Raw genomic sequence first — 23,150 nt, 5'->3', positions numbered from 1 at the left:
AACGAACTATAGGAGAGTCATCGGTGCGTTAGACCAGTCTTATCCGGATGGGTTGTTCAGAATTTTCGAATTCACGGGCAGGCGGCACAGCGCGGTGCGGAGACCGCTTCGGCGGTGGGGGTGCCATTAGGGCGCGGCTATGGACAGGCGCATGTAGCGCGGTCCGATGCTTCAAGCAACCCTGAACAAGCCGTATCTACGATGTAGATACAGAATTTGACGTCCGAGGCTGGCGTATCTACAATGGATATACGCTAACGGAGCCTGTTATGGAACTGTCGATTCAGAAGTGGGGCAACAGCGCGGCTGTGCGTTTGCCCGCTACGTTGCTTGAACAACTCAAGGTTGCTCTGGGCGACAAGCTCGCCGTCGACGTGCGCCCAGAGGGGATCATGCTCAAGCCGGCGCGGCACAGGTATGCGCTTGATGAGCTGGTTGCGCAGTGCGATCCCAATGCGCCGATGCCCGCAGATCTGACCTCGTGGAACAACCTCGAGCCGGTCGGACGTGAAGCATGGTGAGGCGCGTCAAGTTTGATCGGGGTGACATCGTGCGGGTGAACCTGAACCCGACTGCGGGCCGCGAACAGCAGGGTGATTTCCGCCCTGCGCTTGTGCTGTCACCCGCCGCGTTCAACGCGCTCGGCGTCGCGCTGGTTGCACCGATCACGCAGGGGGGGGACTTCGCCCGTTTCGCCGGCTTCGCCGTGCCGCTGTCCGGTTCCGGTACCGAGACCCAGGGGGTCGCACTGGTGAACATGGTTCGCACGCTGGATCTTGAAGCGCGTGGCGCAAGGAAGGTCGAGCGGGCGCCGGCCGAAGTGGTAGACGACGCGCTGGCCCGTTTGCAAACGATCTTGGACTGATTGGGAGAGGACATCGGCGCGAGCGCCAACTTGGTATCAACTTCCCCAAACAAGGACGCATTGAATCCATCAGCTTGCAATCCGTAATGGCCTTCCTGACGCAACTCGCGCCCGAGTGCTAAAGGTCTTTGTCCTCATCCGTGGCGCCAAAGCGTGGCGGATAGAGCGGATAGCGCAGCGCCGCGTACACCAGCGCGACGGTGGCGATGGCGGTGATCCAGTCGATCAGGTCTTTCATGGCATTCCCTGGCTCATCCCTGGTTTGCTAGCGCCGGACCAGTCCAAGCAGCGCGTGGCTGCCGTCCTGCGCGGCGGTGGATGTGCGGCCGCTGCCCCAGCCTATTGCTGCGCGGTAGCTGCCGGCGTGGCGGGGCTGCGCGGTGGCTGCGTTGTCCGCCGGCTGACAGGCGTCGGCCAGCGGCGCCACGAAGAGTGCGTCTTCGGGGCAGTACAGCTCGCACATGAAGCAGGTCTGGCAGTCCTGCTGGCGCGCGATCGCTGGCGGCTGTCCGGGCACGACGGCGAAGACATTGGTGGGGCATACGCGCACGCAGATATTGCAGCCGGTGCAGCGCGCGCTGTTGAGCAGCTCGATCATGCGGCCACCTTCCAGGTGGTGCCGGCGATGTTCTCGCGCGCGGTCCAGACCTCGTCCAGCCCGCCGCTGATCACCCGGTGGCGCTGGCTTGCATCCTGGCCCGGATGATCGATGCGCCGGTGCATGCCGCGCGTCTCGGTGCGCGCCAGCGCGCTGCGGTACATCCAGCGCGCGGTGGCGAGCATGGCGATGGCCTCGCGTGTGCGCAAGGCATGCTCTGCGCCGGGTGGCGCAGCGGCGTCGCTCCATTGCCACCACAGCGCATCGAGCCGCGCCAGTGAATCGGTGAGCGCCTCGCCATGGCGGAACCAGTTGCGCGCGTAGGGAAACACTTCGGCTTGCACGGCGCTGACGAGTGCCGGTGCGTCAGGCTCGGCCGGGGTCGCCCGCGCGTGCGCGGGGTTGCCGTAGCCGGCGCTGTACAGGGTTTGCCCGGCAGTGAGGCGCGCATCCTGCGCGAAGGCGGCCGCGCCCTGGCCGGCCCACCAGCCGGACGACATCGCCCATGCGGCGTTATGGCTGCCGCCTCCGGTAAAGCCGCCGCAGATCAGCTCGCGCGTGGCGGCGTCGCCGGCTGCATACAGGCCGGGCACGCTGGTGGCGCATTGCGCGTCCAGGATGCGCAGGCCGCCGGTGCCGCGCACCGTGCCTTCCAGCCGCAAGGTCACCGGGAAGCGTTGCGTGAAGGGGTCGATGCCAAGGCGGTCGAAGGGCAGGAAATAGTTTGGCTGGGCGCTGCGCATCCACGCACGCACCTTGACGTCCGCGCGGTCCAGCCGTGCGTACACCGCTTGCGTTTGCAGCGTGCGGGCAATCACGCTGCGGCCCTGCGCGGAACCCGCGCCTTCCAGCACCTGGCCTCGTGCGTCATAGAAGGTCGCCCATTGGTAGAACAGCGATTTGGTGACCGACGAGAACGCGGGCCCAAGGCCATACGCATTGGAGAACTCCATGCCGGACAGGTCGGCGCCGGCCTGGGCCGCCATCAGGTAACCGTCGCCGGTCAGCACGTTGCAGCCCAGTGCGCGGCTGAGGAAGGCGCAGCCCCCGGTGGCGATCACCACCGCGCTGGCGCGCAGCGTCCACTCGCCCGGCTGGCCCGCGCGAGGCTGGCGGTGCAGGCCCCGTGCGCCGCGCACCGCGCCGCCGGCATCCACCAGCAGGGCCAGCGCCGGGCTGTGGTCGAGAATGCGCACGCCCGCCGCCTTGGCGCGCCGGCGCATCAGCCGCATGTACTCCGGCCCTTGCAGGGAGATGCGCTGCGCCTGGCCGGAGGCGTCCAGCGGAAATGGGTAGCCCCATTCGGCAAGTTGTTCGAGTCCAGCGTAGGTGCGGTCCAGCACCCGGTCCATCCAGGCCGGCTCGGCCAGTTCGCCGCCAAGTGTGTAGCGGCTGGCCTTGGCCGCCGCGCGCGCGGCGGGGTCAGGTGCAACGTGCCAGATGGCGGTGCCGGCTGCCGCCGTCGCGCCCGAGGTGCCGCAGTAACCCTTGTCGGCCAGCACGACGCGCGCGCCGCTTTCGGCAGCGGCAATGGCTGCCCAGGTGCCGGCAGGGCCGCCGCCGATGACCAGCACATCGGTCTGTGGCGCGGGCGTCCTGGCGCGGTACTCGGTTCCGATGGATGGCATGCGGCGATTCCTCCCGGCAGTGGAAATTGGCAATGGGCATATCGAATGATCGAATGACAGTAGCCAACTGGCGCGGGCCGCGCAACGAAGCTTTGGTGCAATCCATATGCGCTCGCCGCAGCGGCGGCGAGCGCGGCAATGCGTGCCGGTGGCAACGAGTTCAATCGGTAAGGTCAGTACTGACGGTCAGCGCTTCCCACTGGTTGATTTCATCCTGCAATGCCTTGAGCTTCTCGCGAACGAAGCCGAGCGCATCGGTGCCCAGCAGAAGATGCACCGGCGGCCGGTCCGACGCTACCACCTTGAGGATCGCCTGCGCGGCCTTGCGGGGATCTCCCGGCTGCTTGCCGGATCTTGCCGCACGCGCGGCGCTCAGCGGTTCCAGCGTTGCCGCGTAGTCCTCGATCGTGCGCACCGTGCGTTGCAGGGAGCGGCCTGCCCAGTCCGTGCGCAAGGCGCCTGGCTCGATCGCGGTCACCTTGATGCCGAAGGGACGCACTTCCTTGGAAAGTGCCTCGTTGATGCCTTCCAGCGCGAACTTGCTTGCGTTGTAGATGCCCACGCCGGGAAACGTCATGAGGCCGCCCATCGACGTGACGTTCAGGATGTGGCCGCTGCGCCGCTCGCGCATGAAGGGCAGCACGGCCTGGATCACGCCGATCGCGCCGAACACATTCACGTCGAACTGCGCACGGATGTCCGTGGGCGTGGCTTCCTCGATGCTGCCCTCGTAACCGTACCCAGCGTTGTTGACCAGCACGTCGATCGGGCCAACCTCGCGCTCGATCTGCGCGACCACGCGCGGGATGTCCGGGCCGGACCGCACGTCGAGCACGTAGCCGAAAGACTGCCCCGGGGACATCGCGGAGAACGCCGCGCGCTGCGCTTGCTGGCGCAGCGTGCCGGCGACCTTGTCGCCCTGCGCGATCGCGGCCTCGGCCAGCGCGCGCCCAAAACCCGTGCTTACGCCCGTAATGAACCAGGTTTTCATCATTTCTCCAGGAGAATCGTCAGGGGGAGCCGCCGTCCTCGGCGGCTCGGTACAACGGAGTATGGACGTTGCCGACCCTGTGAAGAAGGAAGATAATCGGCAAGGACTTTGCAATAAATTTGCATAATGAATCCAGCTGAATTCCAGGCCCTTTCGGTCTTTGCCCGCGTAGCGCAGGAGCAAAGCTTCAGCGCCGCCGCGCGCGCGCTGGGTATCCCGGTGACGTCCGTCAGCTATACGGTCAGGCGCATCGAAGAGCGCCTGGGAGCCCGCCTGCTTAACCGGACGACGCGCAGCGTCAGCCTGACGGAGGCCGGAGCGCGGTTCCTGACGAGGATCTCGCCGCTCCTGCAGGAACTCGAGCTCGCCATGCGCGATGCTTCCAGATCCTCCAGCGAGTCAATGGGCACGCTGCGCCTGAACGTGCCCCCGAGCGCCATCCCGCTGGTGATCCAGCCCATCCTGAAAGCGTTCCTGACGGCCTACCCCGACATCAATGTCGAGGTCATTGCGGATAACAGCCTGGTGGACATCGTCGGCAAGGGTTTCGATGCCGGCATCCGCTACGACAATGTGCTGGGCGAGGACATGGTGATCGTGCCACTCGTCACGCAGATGCGCTTTTGCGTGGTCGCGTCTCCGGCGTACCTGAAAGACAAGGCAAAGCCACGGCACCCGCGAGATCTGCTCAAGCATCAATGCGTGAACTACAGGAGCGCCGATACCGGCGCGTTGTATCGCTGGGAGTTCGAGAAAGCCGGTGAATCCATGCAGATCGCCGTGGCCGGGCGCATCGCGACCAATGACAACGGCTTGCTGCTGCAGTCCGCCCTGGACGGGTTCGGCTTTGCCTACCTGCAATACCGTAACGCCGAGCCGCATTTGCGGGCTGGCGCGCTGGTGAACGTGCTGGACGCGTGGATACCGCGCACGGGGCTCTACCTCTACTACTACAACCGGACGGGGATGCCGAAGAAGCTGCGCGTCTTTATCGATTTTGCCAGGATGGCGCTGGCGGATAGCAGGTAACGGGAACGCCGCCATCAGTGCCAGGCCAGCGTTATTGGCATTGCCATGCGGTGCGGGCGGCAATGGACAAGGGCGCTGGCTCGCGGCCGTGATGCGATTTACGCTGACATAGCCTGCCGCAGTGCCAGGAAGGTGCCATCCGGCTGGTAGAAGATGACCGCGTCCACGATGTCTGGCGAGGGACGGCGAAACGCGACCCGATACCCCTGGAGGCCTTCCAGGTCAAAGGTCCGCCCGTCAAATGGCCGCAATGGCCAACTCTGCTGCCCGCCGATGCGCAGCGATAGCTGGCCCGCCGCATCGAGCGTGACGCTGATCTCCTGCACGCCGTGCATGAAGCTGCCAGCGCAGAGGGCGCGGAACGCCGGGTCGAGCACGTCGCCGCCTGCCGCGCGGCGAAATACGATATCCGCCACCATCGGCTCCAAAGGCGCGCAGATCCGGTCGATGTTGCCTTCCCGGTCATAGCCGAAGCTCAGTGCGAGATTGTCGGGATGGATCTCGGCCGGCTTGTCGGGGGTGGTGAACACATCGTAGTGGCGGTGTTCGAGCTGGCCCGACATGCCGCGCCAGCGCCATGCCAGAGCGTTGTTCTCTTTGGTGATGCCGATCCGCCCGTAAGCCGGGTGTTCGTACTCGCCCGCATAGTCGTCAAGCGGATGGCTCGGCGCGGTGCCGGTCCGGCGCAATTCGCTGCGCGCCTGCTGGTCGACCTTCTGCTGGGCAAGCGCCTGGCGGCGCATGGTGCGGAACCGGTCGAACCAGTCGATCGGCTTGTGGCCGCAAAGCTGATCGAGCGCGGTGTAGGTCAGCAGTTCGGTGACGGCACTTGGGGCGCGATTGGTCAGCACCGCGACGCCGATCCGGCGTTCCGGCAGCATCGCCATTGAGTTGGCCCAGCCGACCCAGCTGCCGGTGTGGGAGACCTTCCGTTCGCCGCGATAGTGTTCCAGCGACAGGCCGAGCCCGTAGTGGAACTCACCCACCTCTTTGAACACGGAGCGGCCCACGTGCACGCGCGGGGTCATCATTTGCCGGATGATGTCTGCCGACAGCAGCGGCTTGCCATCCACGGAGCCTTCATCGATCAGCAAGCGCATCCACTTCGCCAGGTCCGACACGCAGGCATTGAGCCCGCCGGCGGGAAGAGCCCGGATAGGTGTCAGCATTGCACGCTGGCTTTCGTCGCCTTGCATGATGTGCGGATGCGCATGGTTCGGCGCGGCGGCGAGCGCTTCGATGGATAGCCCGAAGTGCGCGAAGCCCAGCGCACGGAGCAGGCGCTCGGTGGTGAAATCCTCCCAGCGCTGCCCGCTGATGCGCTCCGCGATATGCCCGGCCACGAGATACCCCAGGTTCTGGTACTGGTAGGCCTCGCGCACGTCCCGGCTCGGCTCCAGATGGCGCAAGGCCGCCAGGATCTGCACCATGGACAGGTCGCCCGGCGAGTGGATCCAGTCGTGGCGCGGGACGCCGCTGTGATGGCAAAGCAAGTCCCGCACGGTCACGCGCTCGGTCGCAACCGCATCGTGCAGCCGAAACTCCGGTATGTAATCGCGCACGGGCCGGGTCCAGTCGAGCTTGCGCTCGTCCACCAGCAGGCCAAGCCCGGCGGTGGTGAAAGACTTGGTGAGCGAGCACAGCAGGAACTGGGTGTCCGCCGTCACGGGCGCCGGCGCTTGCGTGTCGCGCACGCCATAACCTTTTACCAGCACCGTTTCACCACCCCGGATCACGGCGAGCGCAAGGCCCGGCACCTTCCATTCTTGCATCGACGCCTGAACGAGATCATCGAAATCACTGAGCATGGTGTGGGGTCCTTGTCTCTGCAACGGCGGCTTACTGGACGTCGGCGCGGCTTGCGTTGCGCGTTGCGCGCCGGATCGCCAGCGGGAATCGCAGCGTGCGCCAGACGTTAGCACCGCCCCAGCAATCTGCTATCGCCACCAAGGAGGGTGTGTTGTGGCCGCGCGACGGGCAGGCCGCAGCGCAATCCCGCACGGTTCCCGGCCGGATTGATTTACCGCCAGGATCGCGCTACGATATTTTGAACGTCGTTCAATAATATTCATCGTTCATTTATATGGATGAGATGGCCGCCCCCGACATGCCGGGCCGCCGCGCCCGAAAGCGCGCGCAAACGCTGGATCTCCTTGCCCGGACCGCCATGGGCCTGTTCGAGGCGCAGGGGTATGACGCCGTGACGATGGAGCAGATCGCGACCGGGGCCGACGTTGCCAAGGGAACGCTCTACAACCATTTCCCAACCAAGGAATCCGTGCTGGCGCACTGGATCCACATGCAATTGGCCGCCGATCTGGCGCATCTGCAGCCCGAGGTCGAACAGCAGGCAGGCTTCCGGCCGGCGATCTCGCTGCTGCTCGATGCCTCGGCCGCCTGGTGCGAGGCGCATCGCGCCTACCTTTCGCCCTACCTTCGCTTTCGTTTCCTCAGCCTGGAAGCTGCGCCACCGCCGGACGAGGCCGTGCAGGCCAGCGACATGACCGATGTGTTCGGGCTGCTGATCGCCCTGGGCCAGCGCTCGGGTGAACTGCGGGACGATCTCGATGCGGCGCATCTGGCGTCGCTCTTCCATCACCTCTATCTCGGCGCGCTGATGCGCTGGCTGACCTTGCCGGGGCGCACGCTGCGCGAGGAGTTCGCGGTGGTGGTGACACTGTTCGTGGAGGGAAGCGCCCGACCGCTGGCGCCGCGTGCAAGGAGCCGCAAGACACCGTGAAATTCATCGTCGCAACCTACGGCACGGAGGGCGACGCCCGCCCGCTGGCTGCACTGTGCCGCGCATTGATGGATGCTGGCCACCAGGCTCGGCTACTTGCCGACGACGCAACGCTTGGCACGGCCAAGGTCCTTGGTGTTCCGACAACCGCGCTGGCGGGGGACATCAAGGGCGCGTTGCAGCCGGAGCTTGCGATCGCCGGCGTGGTGGCGCGCAATCGCGGCTTCACCAGCACGGCGAGCGCGCTGGCGCGCATTGCCAATGCCAATGCCGAGGCATGGCTGCGGGAGATCGTGGCGGCGGCGGGCGAAGGCTGCGATGCCATCCTGGTCTCGGGCCTGGCGGCTTTTGCCGGCTTGTCGGCTGCCGAGCATCTGGGCGTGAGGGCGATCGGCACCGGGCTGATCCCGATCACGCCGACGGCGGGCTTCGCCTCGCCGTTCCTGGCGCAGGCGCGGCTGCCGGGCTGGCTGAATCGCACGAGCCACCACTTCGTCAACGGGATGCTGTGGCGGGCGTTTCGCAAGCAGACCAATGCCGCGCGCGCGGCCGTATGCGGGCTGCCGCCGCGGCGGCAGCTGTGGACCCGGCATCCGATGCTATACGGGGTTTCGCCCAGCCTGTTGCCTGGGCCGGCGGACTGGCCGGGCAATGCGCGTGTCTGCGGCCAATGGATCGCGCCGTCACCGGACTGGACCGCGCCGCAGCCGCTTGCGGATTTCCTCGCCGCGGGGGAGCCGCCGATGTACTTCGGTTTCGGGAGCATGGCCGGGTTTGACCGGCAGAAGATGCTGGACGCCGTGATCACGGCGTGCGCAGGACGGCGGGCGCTGTTCTATCCCGGGTGGAGCGGGGTGGACACCGCCGGGCTGCCGGCGAATGTGCATGTGGTTGGCGACACGCCGCACGACTGGCTGTTTCCCCGGACATCGCTCGTTGTCCATCACGGCGGCTCCGGCACGACCCATTGCGCCGCGCGGGCGGGCGTGCCATCGGTGGTGGTGCCGTTCGCGGGTGACCAGTTCTTCTGGGCGGACCGGCTCAGGCTGGCGGGCGTCGCCGGTGAAGCCGTGAACGGAAAGCACCTGCAAGCTTCGGCACTCGCGCGCGCCATCGCGTTCGCTCAAGGCGCCGAGGCCCGTTCGCGGGCGCGCGAGCTCGGCGCCAGGATGGCGGGCGAAAACGGCCTGGCCGATGCGGTCTCGGCCATCGAGGCCATGATGCGGGATGGCACCTGATGTTACTGGGGTCCGCGGGTGGCCAGGTATCGGGGTTTTTCCGTGTCCGCTAATTTCCGGATCGCTGGCGGGCACGACTAGAATGGATTGTCCGGAGCGAGGCGCTTCGCACTGAAGTGCCCGCCACGCCCCACATCGCTCACGTCGCTCACGTCGCTCACGCCGTTCACACCAGAGGAGCCACCCATGTCCCTGCCTCATCTAGCTTCCGGCCAGGTGGCCAGCGTGCTGCCGCTAGGCGAGCGTCTCAGCAAGACGCCCACGACCGCCTTCTTCAAGGAAAGCCGCCTGGAGGTCATGCGCCTGGTGCTGACCGCCGGCAAGCATATGCCGGCCCATGCGGTAGCCGGGCCAATCACGGTGCAGTGCCTGGAAGGGGAGGTCGATATCGGCGTGGAGGGGGCGCACCGGCTGTTGCGCCAGGGCGACCTGATCTATCTGGAGTCCAACGTGATGCACGACGTGACGGCGATCAGCAACGCGTCGCTGCTGGTGACGCTGGTGCTGCTCTAGCGCAAACGCTCAATGCCTGGCCGGGCGCGCGTGCAATAACCAGAGGACTTCAAAATCCTCCGGCGCCATCGTCGCGCCGTCGAACTCCGGGTCTGCGTTGATCTCGGCCAGCGCCGGCACGGGTACCAGCCCGAGGTTCGTGCTCCCGGTGGCCGCATCGGCGCACGCGAAACCTACGGTTCCATCCCGGAAGAATTCCAGCTTCCGGGTTTCGAAGCGCTCGCCGTCAAGCTCCGACACGAGCCGAACCGGCTCGGAGGGAAGCTCGTGCCGCCAGATGACGTCGATGTATTCCATCTGGGTCTCCCCTCAAGCCGCGTGTCGCCAAACAAAAACCTAGTCCTTGGATAGCTCGCAGAACCGCAGGCGGTTGCCAAACGGATCCGCGACTTGCAACTGCCGTCCCCAGCCCACCACGTCGATGCCTGGTTTCGCATAGCGATACTGCCTGGCATCCAGTTCGCGATGCAGGGCATCGATATCCTCCACGGGGACGAACACCGTTGAACCTGGCGTGGCGTCTCCATGGTGCTCGCTCAGGTGCAGCGTCAGGCTGGATCGCCTCACCTGGGCGTAGAGCGGAAATTCCTCACCGAAACGATGCTCCCAATCGAGGGAAAAGCCAAGATAGTCCAGATAGAATTCCTTGGCCTTCTCGACCGAGAAGATCCGGATGATGGGGATGGCGGGGGACAGGTTCATGGCATTGTGCCCGCGGCTTACGCTTCGACCAGGTTGGGAATCTCCACGGCAGGATTGACGTCGGCCGCATAGTCCACGCCGTCGATGCCGAACCCGAACAGGCGCAGGAACTCCGCCTTGTAGCCCGCAAAATCGGTGAGCGCGTAGATATTGTCGTCGGTGACCTGGTCCCACAACTGCGTCACGCGGGCCTGGACATCCGGGCTGAGTTCCTTCTCATCCGTGCGCAGGCGGCCTTCCGTATCCTGGCGTGGCGACTGGCTGTACAGGCAGTCCTGGTAGAGCGAGTAGACCTGCTCGATGCAGCCTTCGTGGGTGCCGGTTTCCTTCATGACCTTGAACAGCAGCGACAGGTACAGGGGCATCACCGGGATGGCGGAGCTGGCCTGGGTCACCACGGCCTTGAGCACCGCGACGCGGGCGTCGCCGCCGGTGGCGGCCAGCTTGCCGCGCAGGTCCAGCACCTTCTGGTCCAGGTCTTTCTTGGCGGCGCCGATGGAGCCGTTCCAGTAGATGTCGTGGGTGACCTTCTCGCCCAGGTAGGTGAACGCCGTGGTCTTTGCGTTGTTGGCGAGCACGCCGGCGGCGAGCAGGGCGTCGATCCACATTTGCCAGTCTTCGCCGCCCATCACGGCGACCGTGTGATCGATCTCTTCCTGCGTTGCCGGTTGCAGGGCGATTTCCTTGATCACCTCTTTGTCGGTGTCCAGGCCGCGCTGCCGGATTTCCTTGCCAATGGGCTTGAGCGTGGAATTGAAGATTTCCCCCGTCTTCGGGTGCTTTCGCCGCGGCGCAGCAAGGCTGTAGACGACCAGGTCGACCTGGCCAAGATCACGCTTGATGATGTCGATGGTTTGCTGCTTGATCTCGTCGGAAAAGCCGTCGCCATTGATGCTCATGGCATAGCGGCCTTCGGCCGTTGCCGCCTTGTGAAACGCCGCCGTGTTGTACCAGCCTGCGGTGCCAGGCTTGCTCTCGGTGCCGGCGCGTTCGAAGAACACGCCGAGCGTGTCGGCGCCGCAGCCGAACGTTGCCGTGATGCGAGCGGCAAGCCCATAGCCCGTGGAGGCGCCGATGACGAGGACCTTCTTGGGTCCGTTGGCAACCGGGCCGTTCGCTTTCACATAGGCGATCTGCTGGTTGACGTTGGCTTCGCAGCCGGCGGGGTGGGCGGTGACACACATAAAGCCGCGCACGCGGGGTCCGATGATCATGGTGGGTTCCTTGCAATTTTGGTGGATTGTAATGGAACCCTGGCCTGCGGCATGCGCCAGCTTGCATTGCCGCCTGTATCAATCGTCCCGCGTCAGCACCTCCAGCAACTCGATCTCGAAGACCAGGTTCGAGTTCGGTTTGATATGGGCGCCGACCTGGCGTTCGCCATAGGCAAGGTGAGCTGGCACATGGAGCTTGCGCTTGCCGCCGACTTTCATGCCCATCAGCCCCAGGTCCCAGCCCTTGATCACGCGCCCGGTGCCGATCACGCACTGGAAGGGCTTGCCGCGATCGTAGGAAGAGTCGAACCTGGTGCCGTCCTCCAGGTAGCCGCTGTACTGGGTGGTGATCAAGGCGCCTTTGACCACGGCCTTGCCGTCGCCGAGTTGCATGTCTTCAACCTGTAGTTCGTTGCTCATCCGCTGCTCTTCTTTCATGGTCATGGGTGCATTGACCGAGGAAGCAGAGTTTACATCCCGTGGCAGTGCCACCAGAAGGGGCGCGGGCGGATTTCTGCAATCGGGCCGGCTATCGCTGCTCGGGAGGAAGCCCGCGAACGGCGGCTGCAAACTGCGCATGCATGGCCGGATCCACCGGCCGGTGCTTGGTTTTCGTGCTCGCCGGATCGTTGCCCAGGAAGTTGTTGCCCTTCCAGTTGCGCGCCGGCCGGATCGGCCTTGGCATGAAGCCGCCCCCACAATTTGGGCAGACATTGCCCAGGACATCGTCCACGCATGACGCGCAGAATGTGCATTCATAGCTACAGATGCACGCTTCCAGCGACGCCGGCGGAAGCGCCTTGTTGCAATGCTCGCAGCTTGGCCTGAGTTCCAGCATGTTCAGTCTCCTCCGCTATGGCATGTCATATCAGTAAATTCCCTGCCATACTAATCACAAGGGAATACCGCGGCAATTCGAAAATATGACAGGTATGATAAAAATCATGCCATCCGAAGACGAACGATCGGGGGCAACGATGAAGCGCATCTTCCTTGTGCTGCCGCCGCAGGTGCACATGCTGGATCTTGGCGGGCCGATGCAGGTGCTGGGCTCCGTGGCCGCGCTCGGGATCTCGCCACTGGCGCTTCACTGTGTCGGGCCGCTGCAGGCGCTGACAAGCTTTCAAGGCCTAGCCTTGAGCGGGGTACAGGCCTTGCCGGCACGGCTGGCGCCCGGCGACGTGGTGATCGTGGTTGGTTTCAAGCTCGTGCTCAGCGCGCTGTCCACGCCGGAGTACCGGAAGATCGTTGACTGGCTCCAGGCCGTGGTGCAGCCCCGCCTTGGCGAGGTGACGCTGGCCAGCGTCTGCACCGGGGCATTCCTGCTTGGCGCGGCCGGCCTGCTCGACGGGCGCAGCTGCACGACCCACCACGAGCACCTGGCGCGGTTGCAGCAACGCCATCCGCACGCCCGGGTGCTGGCCGGCCGGGTGCTGGTCGAAGATGGCGCGCTGATCACCTCGGCCGGTGTGACGGCGGGCATCGACCTCGCGCTGCACCTTATCCGGCACGCGTTCGGTGCCCCGGCCGCGATCCAGGTCGCGCGCGAGAACGTCGTGCCGTTCCGCAGGCTGGGCCAGGATCCGGCGCTCGATGCGCAGCTGCGTTACCGCGATCATCATCATCCGGTCATCCACGCCGTGCAGGATTTCCTGACCAGGCAGCCTGCCTGCGAATTGTCGTACAGCGAGCTGGCCGGCCGCTTCGCGCTGAGCTATCGGCATCTGGCGCGGCTGTTCCAGCAGGAGTGCGGCGTCACGCTCAAGCAGTACCAGCAGCAATTGCGGCTGGATCTGGCACGCAGGTTGCTGAAGGACAGCGACTGGGCAGTCGAGCTGGTTGCGCAGCGCTGCGGCTTTGCCAGCCCGCAGGCGTTGCGCGCCGCGTGGCGGCAGGAAGAGGCCGTGCCGCCGTCGCGCTGGCGGTCACAGGCTTGAACGCTTCAGCGGCGCCTAATGCGGGATCGCCGCATAGAGTGCCTTGACGGCGTTGGCGAATGCCGCCGGAGATTCGGCCGGCCGGCGCTGGGTCGAGCCGGCGGACGTGGCGTTGGCGCTGGTGGGCCGCGGCGCGGTGTCGGGGCTCGACGAGAACTTGACGATGGTCAGCGCCTTCTTCGGGTTGATGTAGATCTTCTGGCCAAAGCGCCCGCTTGCCTCGATCGATCCGTCGCCATCGTTGACCTGGTACCAGTAGTCGCGGTAGGCGTAGTTGGCTCTGCCGGCTGCCAGGTTCCCGGTGGCAAACAGCGCCTGGTTGTCATTGGGCTTCAGCGCGAGGCGAACGGCTTTGCCGGCGATGGCGCCCGGGTTCTCGCCCGAGCTGGCCTTGCGAATCGCTTCGGCAAAGCGGGCAGCATCGCGCAGCGTGCTGTTCATGCCGCCACTGGCCATTTCCGTGCCGAGCTGGTCGACCTGGATATAGGCATCGTCCTCGGCAAAGCGGGACCAGATGCGCTGCGCAACCAGCTCGCTCCACGATTGGCCGGTGATCCTGCGCAGCGCCCAGGCAAGCGCCTCCGGGGAACCGTTCTGGTAGTACCAGACATTGGTCCCGGCAGCTGGCTGCGGGACCTGGGCGGCCTTCAGGAAGTCGTAGATATTGTCGGGCGCGCCGTCGCGGCGCGCAATCAGGCCAACGGCGCCAAACAGGCCCAGATCGGGCGGCAGGCTTGCCGGGTAGCTGACGGCCACCTCCATGTCCAGGTTCTTCTGGATCGTGGCTTCGCCGAACGGGTTGCCGGCCAGCTCCGGCACGTAGCTGGCCAGCTTCGCGTTGGGGTCCAGCTTGCCTTCGTCGATCAGCATGGCGGCAAGCAAGCCGGTGATCGACTTGGTCATCGAAGCCCAGATATGAGGCTGCCGGGGACCAAAGGAATCGAAGTAGCGCTCGTAGATGACTTGTCCCTTGTGCAGGACAATAAAGCCGTCGGTGTACGTATCGTGCAGGTAGCTCGACAATTTGACCTGTTGCCCCTCGAGGTCGAACGTCACATCGTCAAGGCGCGCAACCGGCGCAGCCGGCAACGCGTGCGGCGACGCGGCGCGCGTGATGCCGGCGGTGGGCGAGGTCTCCCGCGCATGGCGGAACGCCCATCGCAGGTTGGGGAGCTGGAACGCGTTCGCCTTGGTCACGCGCTTGTCCGGCGCGGGTGGAAAGCCCTGCATGATGCCAAGCCTGACCGGGTCGGTGGTCTCGGGCGGGTTTGGCGTTTGCGCGCCAGCCAGGGGGGATGCGGATGCGAGCATCGCGGCGATGGCGATCGATGCGCCGTAACGCGCCGCGCTGGCGCCATGCCTGCTTCCAGGATGCATGCCTGTCTCCATGTTCTATCGTTTGGCCTGAAGTGCTACCCGTTGTGTTCGCCAAGCGCGGGAACGTGATCGTCGCTTGCTGGCAGCCCAAGGGAAAACTTGACCGGGAAGCTCAGCGCGACGGCGTTCTCCGCGGGCACCTCGCGCACCATGTTTCGCGCCTTGACGTGCGGGTCCGCGAATAGCTCCTGCGCGCTGAGCGCGGGAGAGAACGGCAGGTCGAAGGGAGCGAAGACTTCCGTCCAGTGCGCAAGGGACCGCGACCGGAAGATCCCGTTGAGCAGGCCGTTCACTTCCGGCTTGTGCTGCTGGCGGCCGGGCCGCGACGTGAACCGGGCATCGAGCAGCGCTGGAAAGTCCGCACCGATCGCCTCGCACAGGTTGAGCCAAAACTTGTTTTCCAGGATGCCCATGGCGAGATGGCGGCCATCGCTGGTCTCGAAGATATCGTTGTCCGGCATGACGGTTGGCGATTCGTGCGGGCGATCCTCGTACCCGCGCGCGGCCCAGGCGCCATGCGCGGTCCACGACAGGATGGCATCATGGATCGATACATCAAGATGCTGGCCACGTCCATGCTGCCGCGCGCTCATGACCGCCACGGCCAGCGCCAGCGCTGCATAGCCCGAGGCCGCGTAGTCGGAAACGCGCACGCGCGGCCGGGACACCTTGTCGTCCACCTGCACCGGCACGGACCAGTAACCTGCCAGCGCGAGATAGTTCAGGTCATGGCCGGCATGGTCCGCATACGGGCCGGTCTGGCCGAACCCGGACACGGAACACAGCACGATGGCCGGGTTCACTTGCGCGAGTGCGTCATAGCCCAGGCCAAGGCGCTGCATCACGCCGGGCCGGAAGCCTTCGATCACGGCGTCCGCCTCGGTCACCAGGCGCAGGAATGCCGCGCGGCCCTCGTCGGATTTCAGGTCGAGCGCGACGGATTGCTTGCCGCGATTGAACTGCGCGAACACGGCAGGCCCGAGCTGGCGGGCGGTATCGCCCGTGCCCGGCTGCTCCACCTTGATCACGTCCGCACCCAGTTGCATGAGCAGGGTCGTGGCGTGCGGGCCGGGCAGGAGCTGGCTGAGATCGATGATCTTGACGTCCTTCAGGCAGGACCACTCGGGTTTCATTGCCGGCTCCCGGTGCTTTAGCTGACGTCGCCGTTCATGCCGATCGAGTGGATCAGCTTGCCGTAGCGGGCGGTATCCGCAGCTACCATGCCGTTGAACTGCGACGGCGAAGCACTGCGGCGCAATTCCCCCGCGTTGGCCTTCAACTGCGCATCCAGGCGCCCGCTGGCCTGCAGCTCCGTGACCGCGGCAAAGAGCCGCTGGGTGAGTTCGGCGGGCAGGTGCGCGGGCGCGAACAGGCCGCTCCAGTTGTCCAGCACCAGGCCGGGGGGCAGGACCTCGGCAAGTGTTGGCACCTCGGGGAAATAGACGGAGCGTGTGGATGACGACACCGCCAGTGCCCGTACCTGGCCATTGCGCAGGTACTGGGTCGCCGTGCCCAGCACAGGCATGCCGAACTGGGTCTGGCCGCTGAGCATGGAGGTGATGATTTCCGTCGCGCCCTTGTAGGGGATGTGCACGGCATCGGTGCCCGTCTGGTGCAGCAAGGCCTCCACCGCCAGATGCGCGATGCTGCCTTTGCCGCCCGAGCCGTAGTTGAGCTTGCCGGGCGCGCGCTTGAGCGCGGCGATCAGGTCGCCGGCGGTCTTGTATGGCGCGTCCGCAGGCACGATGAGCGCGGTAGGGCCGCCGGAAATCGCCGCGATGGCGGTGAAATCGTGCGCGGGATCGTACGGCATGTTTCGGTACAGATGCACGTTGATCACATGCGTGTTCGCGAGAATGCCCAGCGTGTAGCCGTCCGCGGCGGCGCGCTTCAAGGCGCTCGCGCCGATCACGCCGCCCGCGCCGGGCATGTTCTCAACGACCAGCGGCTGGCCAAGCGTGCGGCCCAGTTCGGCCGACAGCGTGCGTGCGATGTTATCCGGCGCGCTGCCCGCCAGGAACGGGACGATCAGGCGCACGGGACGATTGGGATAGGGCGCGGCGGCGCGCACCGGCGTGAGCATGCTGCTAAGTGCGGCAGCGCCCGCGGTGGCGAGCCAGGTTCGGCGTTTCATAGGGGTGTCTCCAGTTCTTGGCTGCGCAGTTCGCCTGCGTCGGTCTGATCAACCGCTGCCGGCTCAGGCTTTCGCCTGCATGGGTTCAAGAATCGCGCGGGCGATGGTATTGCGCTGGATCTCGCTGGTGCCGGTGAAAATCCGGAACATGCGCAGCTTGCGGAAAGCCTGCTCCACCGGATGTCCTCGCGTCACGCCCACATTGCCGTGGATCTGTACGGCTTTGTCGGCTACCTCGAAGCAGCGCTCGGAGATGAACAGCTTGCATGCCGCGGCCTTCACCCGAAGATCCGCGCCACTGTCCGCCAGCGCGGCGGTTTGCGCGATCATGCTCTCGCAAGCCCACAGCGCGGCGGCCATGTCCGCCAGCATGTGCTGGATGGCCTGGAAGCGCGCAATGGGCCCGCCGAACTGGCGGCGCTGGCCGGCGTACTCCAGCGAGGACGCATAGGCCTTGGTGGCCAGGCCCAGCATGGTGGGGCAGTGCAGCAGCCGGTTGACGTTGATGCGCGACATGCCGAGCTTGAAGCCGTTGCCTTCGCCGCCAAAGATATTGGCGCGCGGCACCCGCACATTGACGAACTCGATGTCCCCATCGATATGCTGGCCCGACATCGGCACGTACTCGGTGCTGACCTTGACGCCGGGCAGGTCCAGGTCGATCAGCACGGCCGTGATGGCTGGGGGGGACGCAGTGGCGTCGGTGACGCACATGACGATGGCAAAGTCGGCAAACGGCGCGCCGCTGATGTAGTGCTTGCGGCCGTTGATGACGAGGTCATCGCCGTCCACCACGGCCGTGGTGGAGATGCTCTGGGCATCCGAGCCGGAATGCGGCTCGGTCAGGGCGAAGCAGGTGGACTTCTCGCCCCGGATGACGGGTTGGAAGTAGCGCACAAGCTGGTCCGGCGTAGCGTACTTGAGCATATTGCCCACGCGCGGCGGGCCGCCCAGGTCGCCAAGCACGTGCGGCGCCAGCACTGCGCCGCTGGCGGCAAGGTCTGCCTTCAGCGCGCATTGCTCGGCGATGTTCAGCCCCTTGCCACCGAGCTCGACGGGCAGGCAGGCGGCATAGAGCCCCAGCTCGCTGGAGCGGCGCCACACGCCGCGCAGCACATCGCGCGGCCAGGCATCTTCGGACCCCAGGCCCAGCTCGCGCTCCAGCGGCAGCAGTTCCTCATGGATGTAGCGCTGGATGCTGGCGCGGGTCTCGACCAGCACGGGATTGGTCAGGTTGTCGAACATGGCGCTTCTCCTTAATTCACACGACGGGATACGCCTTGCCAATACGGCTCGCGCACCAGTTTGCGAGCGAGCTTCCCGCTCGCGTTCTTGGGCAGTTCGGTGACGAAGTCGATGGTTCGCGGCGACTTGTAATCGGCAATGCGCGCGCGGCAGTGCGCGATGAGGTCTTCCGCAGTGCCTTGCCGGCCGGGCCTGAGGGCGACCACGGCCTTGACGCTTTCGCCCCAGGTGTCGTCGGGCACGCTGATCACGCAGGCTTCCATCACGTCTGGATGCTGGTAAAGCGCGGCCTCGACCTCGGTCGGATACACATTGAAGCCGCCGGAGATGATCATGTCTTTCTTGCGGTCGACCAGGTAGATGTAGCCTTCTTCATCCACCCGGGCCAGGTCGCCGGTGCGCAGCCATCCGTCCACCAGCACTTCGCGCGTCAGCTCCGGCTCGCCCCAGTACCCATGGAAGACATCCTCGCCGCGGATCACCAGTTCGCCGATCTCGTCGCCGGCCACTTCCTGGCCCTGTTCGTCGACCACGCGGACCTCCGTTTCGCCAAGCGCCCGCCCGCAGGAGGCCAGCCGCTCGGGCCGGTGCGCCAGTGCGTCGGCATGATCGGCTGTGGAGAGGCGGGTCACGCCGGAGGTGGACTCGCTCGCGCCATAGCCTTGCGACAGGATGGGGCCGATGCGCTCCCACGCCTCGCGGATGCGCGCGGGCGCCATCGGCGCGGCGCCGTAGGCCAGGGTCTTGAGGCTGCTCAGGTCCGCGCTGGCCAGGGTTGGCTCGGTCAGCAGCATATTGATCATGGCCGGCACCATGAACACATGGGTGAGGCGCAGTCTGGCCACCTCCGCCAGGAAATGCGCGGGCTCGAACTTGTCGAACAGCACCAACGTTGCGCCGGTGTACAGATACGGCTGCATCAGCATGCCGGAGGCGTGGGTGATGGGCCCGATCAGTGCCAGGCGGTCACCGGGCCGTGCCGGCTTGTCCATGCTCTGCAGCATCTTGCGCAACGCTGCCAGGCGGTTGCCATAGCTTTGCATGGCGGCCTTGATCTTGCCCGTGGAACCCGAGGAAAAATGCAGGACGGCGAGGTCGTCGGGCTGCGGCGCGATGTCGAGCGGCGCAGGGCTCGCGCCTGCGAGCAGGGCCTCGTAATCGCCATAGCCGTGCGCGGGTTTGCCAATCGCGATGAACGTTTGCACGGATCCAAATCCCGCGGTTTCCGGCGAGTAGCCGGTATATCCGGGGCCGGCAAACAGGATGCGCGGCGCGCAGTTCTCGGCCACATCCGATGCCTCTGCCGCCGTGAAGCGCGGATTGAGCGCGGCCTTGACGAGCCCGGCCTTGTACAGGGCGCACTCGATCTCGACCAGCTCGGGGCGGTTGCGTGATTGAATCGCCACGCGATCGCCCCGGGTGAGGCCGAGGGCCAGCAGTGCATTGGCGAGGCGGTTCGAGCGCTCGTCCAGCTCGCGATAGGTCAGCACGCGGTCGTTGTAAAGCACGGCAGCGTGATCCCCCCAATAGCGCGCCGCGCGGCGCAGGAAGAAAGCGAATCCCATGGGTTGTCTCCTTGATGGTTCTTCGCCGTAGTCTGTAAGATGCGGGGCATCACTACAATGCTGTACCGGCTATAAAGACATAACCAACGGGAATGTCGCGATGGAGACGAGAGATCTTGAATACGTGCTGGCCGTGGATGCGCATGGCGGCATCGGCCGCGCCGCGGAGTCGCTGGGCATCAGCCAGCCGGCCCTGACCAAGGCGGTGCAGCGGGTGGAAGCGCAGATTGGCCTGCCCTTGTTCGAGCGCACGGCCCATGGCATGACCCCGACGCAGGCGGGCATGCAATTCATGGTGCGGGCGCGCCGCATCCGGCTGGAGTTCGACGACGCGCTCAAGGAGATGCAAGGCATCCGCACCGGCGAGCAGGGCATGTTGCGCCTGGGCTATTCGCCTTCGATTCCCAATGCCCTGGTGCTGGACGCCTGCCGTCAGCTGCTGCGGGAGCGGCCCGTTGCCCGGCTGCGGCTGCGCCGGCTGCTGGCGCGGGACCTCATGGAGCTGCTGCTGGCGGGTGAGCTGGACCTTGCCATCGCCCCCACACCGAGGGAGCGCGCGAGCGAGTTCGCGGTGGAGGCACTGTTCGACGACCGGCTGGTGGTGGTGGCCGATGAAGCGCACCCGCTGCAGCGCCGCCGCCAGCTGACCCTTGCGGATCTGGTGGGTCAGGACTGGCTGCTGCCCGGGCCGCATATCATCTTGCGCCAGCAGGTCGACGCGGCGTTCCGCAAGCAGGGGCTGGCCGCCCCGAACCTGCGCATCGAGACCGATTTTGGCAGCTCCTCGCTCTTCGACCTGATGCGCGGCACGCAGATGCTGAGCATATCGGGCACGAACTCCAATGCGGTGACGACCGGGCTGCACCCGCTCGACCTGGGGCTTGAAGAACTGGACCTGCGCCGGCGCGTGGGCGTGATCACCCGGGCCGGCGCCTATCTCTCGCCGCTCGCGCAGCGCATGACGGCGCTGGTGCGCGAGCAAGGCGCCTGACCTGCCCGGCTAGGCACCACCGCCTGGGGCCGCCGGGGCCACCGGGGTGAAAGGGGCGCGGAAATGATCGACCAGGAAATCGATGAACGCGCGCGCCCGCGTGGTCTGGTCGCGCTGGCCCGGATAATAGACGAACAGGTCGGCCGGGGGCAGGGCGGCGTCGGGCAGCACCAGCCGCAAGCGCCCGCTCTCCAGGTACTTGGCCAGATCCCACTCGGAGCGCATCAAAATCCCATGCCCGTCGAGCGCCCAGCCCAGGACGATGTCGCCATCGTTGCTCGACAGCGTGCCATGTACCCTGACCATCTCGCCTTGGGTCCCTGCCATGAAGCGCCATATGCCATGTGCGTCGTCGTTCTGGCGGTGGATGATGCAGCGGTGATTGGCCAGCTCGGCCAGGCTCGCCGGGGTGCCATGCCGGTCAAGGTAGGCGGGTGACGCGCACAGGAAGCGCCGGTTCGACATGATGCGACGCGCGTTGAGGCGGCCGTCCGGCAGGGCGCCAAAGCGGATTGCGAGGTCGAAGCCGCTCTCCACGAGATCGATTGCCTTGTCGGTGACTTCGAACTGCACCTCCACGAACGGGTAGCGCCTGGCGAATTCGGAGACGAGCGGGGCGATGGTCGTCCGGCCGAAGCCGAGCGTGGCGTTGATGCGAAGCAGCCCGCGTGGCTCGGCGCGGCTGCTGGAAATGGCATCCTCCATCTCGCGCAGCTGGGCAAGGATCTGCGTGGCATGCACAAGGTAAATCTCGCCCTCGCGCGTCAGGCTGGTGCTGCGGGTGGTGCGGTTCACCAGCCGCGCGCCAAGCCGTTCTTCCATTAGCGCGAGCCGCTTGGTGGCTGCCGGTGGCGTCAGGTTCAGCGCCCGCGCGGCGGCCGAGAGATTGCCGTGTCTCGCAATCAGCACAAAGAACTCGAGGTCCGAGGTGATATCGGTTTTCACTGATGGAGAAGAGTGATGGGTGTCCCGGTGGATTTTAAGCGGGTTATTGCCGCCCGGAGCCGCACCAGTATTAACCATAAGTGAATAGTGAAATGCGTTCTGGCGAAACTCAGCCATGCGCCGCCTCGCTACGCTGGAGCCTTCCTACCACTCAGCGCACGCACCGCGTGCCACGCTCCAGGAGACGCTCCAATGAACATCGTGGAAATTCGCGAGAAGACGGTGCCCATCAGCTCGCCGATCCGCAACGCCTATATCGACTTCAGCAAGATGACGCTGAGCGTCGTCGCCGTGGTGACCGACGTCATCCGGGACGGCAAGCCCGTCATTGGCTATGGCTTCAATTCCAATGGCCGCTACGGGCAGGGGCTGCTGATGCGCGAGCGTTTCATCCCGCGCGTGCTCGAGGCTGACCCCGCAACCCTGATCGACGACAACGGCACCAACCTCGATCCCCACAAGATCTGGGCGGCGATGTTCGCCAACGAGAAGCCAGGCGGCCACGGCGAGCGCTCGGTGGCGATCGGCACCATCGACATGGCGGTGTGGGATGCGGTGGCAAAGATCGAGGGCAAGCCGCTGTTCCAGTTGCTGGCCGAGCGCTACGGCGATGGCAAGCCGGAGCGCAAGATCTTCGTCTACGCGGCGGGCGGCTACTACTACCCGGGCCAGGACCACGGCAAGCTCAAGGACGAGATGCGCAGCTATATCGATCGCGGCTATACGGTGGTCAAGAAGAAGATCGGCGGCGCCTCGCTCGACGAGGACCTGCGCCGCATCGATTCGATTCTCAGCGTGCTGCAGGATGGCCAGAAACTCGCGGTGGATGCCAACGGGCGCTTCGACCTGGACACCGCGATACGGTATGCGAAAGCCCTCTCGCAATACGATCTGTTCTGGTACGAGGAGCCGGGCGATCCGCTCGATTTCGAGCTGCAGGCCACGCTGCGCAACTACTACGACAAGCCGATGGCAACGGGCGAGGACCTGTTCTCCATGCAGGACGCGCGCAACCTGATCCGCTATGGCGGCATGCGTCCCGACCGGGACTGGCTGCAGTTCGACTGCGCGCTGAGCTACGGCCTGGTGGAGTACCTGCGCACGCTGGACATGCTGTTTGAGCACGGCTGGTCGCGCACGCGCTGCATTCCACATGGCGGCCACCAGATGTCGCTCAATATCGCGGCAGGGCTTGGCCTTGGCGGCAACGAGTCCTATCCGGACCTGTTCCAGCCCTACGGCGGCTTTCCCGATGGCGTGACGGTCGATAACGGCTACATCACCATGCCGGACCTGCCGGGCATCGGCTTCGAAGGCAAGGCCGACCTGTATCGCGCCATGCAGACACTGGCGGGCTGATGACAGTCCATAGGCCGGCTTGCCGGCCTATGTTGCGTACAGAATACAAATCCTTGGGAAATTTCTTACGGTCGTTGAG

The 23,150-nt window shown here is 65.6% G+C and carries 24 protein-coding genes; 9 read left to right on the top strand and 15 right to left on the bottom strand.

Annotated features, from left to right (window positions below):
• Window positions 1-269 precede the first annotated feature (269 nt).
• Both AC1RQC_RS18020 and AC1RQC_RS18015 read left to right on the top strand, forming a co-directional pair.
• On the top strand, window positions 270-521 hold the full coding sequence (locus tag AC1RQC_RS18020) for an AbrB/MazE/SpoVT family DNA-binding domain-containing protein (RefSeq protein WP_253932216.1): 252 nt from the start codon (window positions 270-272) through the stop codon (window positions 519-521).
• Window positions 515-865, top strand: a complete 351-nt coding sequence (locus AC1RQC_RS18015) for a type II toxin-antitoxin system ChpB family toxin (protein ID WP_492814459.1) — start codon at window positions 515-517, stop codon at window positions 863-865. Before AC1RQC_RS18020 ends, AC1RQC_RS18015 begins: the two co-directional genes overlap by 7 nt.
• Window positions 866-1,130: 265 nt before the next feature.
• Here AC1RQC_RS18015 and AC1RQC_RS18010 read toward each other — a convergent pair whose 3' ends face one another.
• The 3 genes from AC1RQC_RS18010 to AC1RQC_RS18000 form a co-directional block, all read right to left on the bottom strand.
• Window positions 1,131-1,463: a 4Fe-4S binding protein gene (locus AC1RQC_RS18010; RefSeq protein ID WP_492370931.1), complete on the bottom strand. Its 333-nt coding sequence runs from the start codon at window positions 1,461-1,463 to the stop codon at window positions 1,131-1,133.
• Window positions 1,460-3,091 carry an FAD-dependent oxidoreductase gene (locus AC1RQC_RS18005; RefSeq protein WP_492884207.1) on the bottom strand — a complete coding sequence of 544 codons (1,632 nt, stop codon included), beginning with the start codon at window positions 3,089-3,091 and terminating at the stop codon, window positions 1,460-1,462. Before AC1RQC_RS18005 ends, AC1RQC_RS18010 begins: the two co-directional genes overlap by 4 nt.
• 160 nt (window positions 3,092-3,251) lie before the next feature.
• Window positions 3,252-4,085, bottom strand: a complete 834-nt coding sequence (locus tag AC1RQC_RS18000) for an oxidoreductase (RefSeq protein ID WP_492884205.1) — start codon at window positions 4,083-4,085, stop codon at window positions 3,252-3,254.
• 123 nt (window positions 4,086-4,208) lie between these two features.
• Here AC1RQC_RS18000 and AC1RQC_RS17995 point away from each other — a divergent pair, with 123 nt between their 5' ends.
• A complete protein-coding gene (locus AC1RQC_RS17995; RefSeq protein ID WP_492814465.1) occupies window positions 4,209-5,111 on the top strand; it encodes a LysR family transcriptional regulator in 903 nt (300 codons plus the stop codon).
• Window positions 5,112-5,209: 98 nt separating this feature from the next.
• On the opposite strand, the gene AC1RQC_RS17990 is transcribed toward AC1RQC_RS17995, so the two are convergent.
• Window positions 5,210-6,919 carry a serine hydrolase gene (locus AC1RQC_RS17990; protein WP_492884203.1) on the bottom strand — a complete coding sequence of 570 codons (1,710 nt, stop codon included), beginning with the start codon at window positions 6,917-6,919 and terminating at the stop codon, window positions 5,210-5,212.
• A 284-nt stretch (window positions 6,920-7,203) separates the two neighbouring features.
• On the opposite strand from AC1RQC_RS17990, the gene AC1RQC_RS17985 reads away from it, so the two are divergent.
• The 3 genes from AC1RQC_RS17985 (at window position 7,204) to AC1RQC_RS17975 (ending at window position 9,602) form a co-directional block, all read left to right on the top strand.
• A complete protein-coding gene (locus tag AC1RQC_RS17985) occupies window positions 7,204-7,851 on the top strand; it encodes a TetR/AcrR family transcriptional regulator (RefSeq protein ID WP_492370926.1) in 648 nt (215 codons plus the stop codon).
• Window positions 7,848-9,089, top strand: a complete 1,242-nt coding sequence (locus AC1RQC_RS17980) for a glycosyltransferase (RefSeq protein WP_492814469.1) — start codon at window positions 7,848-7,850, stop codon at window positions 9,087-9,089. Before AC1RQC_RS17985 ends, AC1RQC_RS17980 begins: the two co-directional genes overlap by 4 nt.
• A 186-nt stretch (window positions 9,090-9,275) precedes the next feature.
• On the top strand, window positions 9,276-9,602 hold the full coding sequence (locus AC1RQC_RS17975) for a cupin domain-containing protein (protein WP_492370924.1): 327 nt from the start codon (window positions 9,276-9,278) through the stop codon (window positions 9,600-9,602).
• A 9-nt stretch (window positions 9,603-9,611) separates the two neighbouring features.
• On the opposite strand, the gene AC1RQC_RS17970 is transcribed toward AC1RQC_RS17975, so the two are convergent.
• The 5 genes from AC1RQC_RS17970 to AC1RQC_RS17950 all read right to left on the bottom strand — a co-directional run bounded on the left by AC1RQC_RS17970 (window position 9,612) and on the right by AC1RQC_RS17950 (window position 12,356).
• A complete protein-coding gene (locus tag AC1RQC_RS17970) occupies window positions 9,612-9,899 on the bottom strand; it encodes a DUF6881 domain-containing protein (RefSeq protein ID WP_492370923.1) in 288 nt (95 codons plus the stop codon).
• Window positions 9,900-9,938: 39 nt separating this feature from the next.
• Window positions 9,939-10,304: a glyoxalase superfamily protein gene (locus tag AC1RQC_RS17965; RefSeq protein WP_492884201.1), complete on the bottom strand. Its 366-nt coding sequence runs from the start codon at window positions 10,302-10,304 to the stop codon at window positions 9,939-9,941.
• A gap of 17 nt (window positions 10,305-10,321) precedes the next feature.
• On the bottom strand, window positions 10,322-11,518 hold the full coding sequence (fabV, locus tag AC1RQC_RS17960) for an enoyl-ACP reductase FabV (protein ID WP_492884199.1): 1,197 nt from the start codon (window positions 11,516-11,518) through the stop codon (window positions 10,322-10,324).
• A 78-nt stretch (window positions 11,519-11,596) separates the two neighbouring features.
• Complete coding sequence (locus tag AC1RQC_RS17955; protein ID WP_150984937.1) at window positions 11,597-11,938, bottom strand: FKBP-type peptidyl-prolyl cis-trans isomerase; 342 nt, start codon at window positions 11,936-11,938, stop codon at window positions 11,597-11,599.
• A gap of 109 nt (window positions 11,939-12,047) precedes the next feature.
• On the bottom strand, window positions 12,048-12,356 hold the full coding sequence (locus tag AC1RQC_RS17950) for a DUF1272 domain-containing protein (RefSeq protein ID WP_492884197.1): 309 nt from the start codon (window positions 12,354-12,356) through the stop codon (window positions 12,048-12,050).
• A gap of 139 nt (window positions 12,357-12,495) precedes the next feature.
• On the opposite strand from AC1RQC_RS17950, the gene AC1RQC_RS17945 reads away from it, so the two are divergent.
• On the top strand, window positions 12,496-13,455 hold the full coding sequence (locus tag AC1RQC_RS17945) for a GlxA family transcriptional regulator (protein ID WP_492884245.1): 960 nt from the start codon (window positions 12,496-12,498) through the stop codon (window positions 13,453-13,455).
• A 15-nt stretch (window positions 13,456-13,470) separates the two neighbouring features.
• Here AC1RQC_RS17945 and AC1RQC_RS17940 read toward each other — a convergent pair whose 3' ends face one another.
• From AC1RQC_RS17940 to AC1RQC_RS17920, 5 genes are all read right to left on the bottom strand, one after another.
• Window positions 13,471-14,832, bottom strand: a complete 1,362-nt coding sequence (locus AC1RQC_RS17940; protein ID WP_183034918.1) for a serine hydrolase domain-containing protein — start codon at window positions 14,830-14,832, stop codon at window positions 13,471-13,473.
• Between the two features lie 35 nt (window positions 14,833-14,867).
• Entirely contained in the window at window positions 14,868-15,965 is a 1,098-nt protein-coding gene (locus AC1RQC_RS17935; RefSeq protein WP_492884195.1) for a CaiB/BaiF CoA transferase family protein, read from the bottom strand.
• Window positions 15,966-15,982: 17 nt separating this feature from the next.
• Window positions 15,983-16,966: a Bug family tripartite tricarboxylate transporter substrate binding protein gene (locus tag AC1RQC_RS17930; RefSeq protein ID WP_416050868.1), complete on the bottom strand. Its 984-nt coding sequence runs from the start codon at window positions 16,964-16,966 to the stop codon at window positions 15,983-15,985.
• Between the two features lie 63 nt (window positions 16,967-17,029).
• Window positions 17,030-18,211: an acyl-CoA dehydrogenase family protein gene (locus tag AC1RQC_RS17925; protein WP_492814482.1), complete on the bottom strand. Its 1,182-nt coding sequence runs from the start codon at window positions 18,209-18,211 to the stop codon at window positions 17,030-17,032.
• 11 nt (window positions 18,212-18,222) lie between these two features.
• A complete protein-coding gene (locus tag AC1RQC_RS17920) occupies window positions 18,223-19,776 on the bottom strand; it encodes an AMP-binding protein (protein WP_492884193.1) in 1,554 nt (517 codons plus the stop codon).
• A gap of 100 nt (window positions 19,777-19,876) precedes the next feature.
• Between AC1RQC_RS17920 and AC1RQC_RS17915 the strand changes: the two genes are divergently transcribed.
• Complete coding sequence (locus AC1RQC_RS17915) at window positions 19,877-20,767, top strand: LysR family transcriptional regulator (protein WP_492830664.1); 891 nt, start codon at window positions 19,877-19,879, stop codon at window positions 20,765-20,767.
• Window positions 20,768-20,776: 9 nt separating this feature from the next.
• Here the strand turns inward: AC1RQC_RS17915 and AC1RQC_RS17910 are convergent, their stop codons facing one another.
• The gene (locus AC1RQC_RS17910) at window positions 20,777-21,712 is read right to left on the bottom strand and encodes a LysR family transcriptional regulator (RefSeq protein ID WP_492370915.1); all 936 of its coding nucleotides are present in this window, start codon (window positions 21,710-21,712) and stop codon (window positions 20,777-20,779) included.
• A gap of 192 nt (window positions 21,713-21,904) precedes the next feature.
• Between AC1RQC_RS17910 and AC1RQC_RS17905 the strand changes: the two genes are divergently transcribed.
• Window positions 21,905-23,071, top strand: a complete 1,167-nt coding sequence (locus tag AC1RQC_RS17905) for a mandelate racemase/muconate lactonizing enzyme family protein (RefSeq protein WP_492884191.1) — start codon at window positions 21,905-21,907, stop codon at window positions 23,069-23,071.
• The last annotated feature ends 79 nt before the right edge of the window (window positions 23,072-23,150 follow it).

It is taken from the genome of Cupriavidus sp. GW822-FHT03E04 (assembly GCF_058801495.1).
The sequence above is the reverse complement of the archived record's forward strand: the minus strand, read 5'-3'. Positions and strand labels throughout refer to the sequence as shown.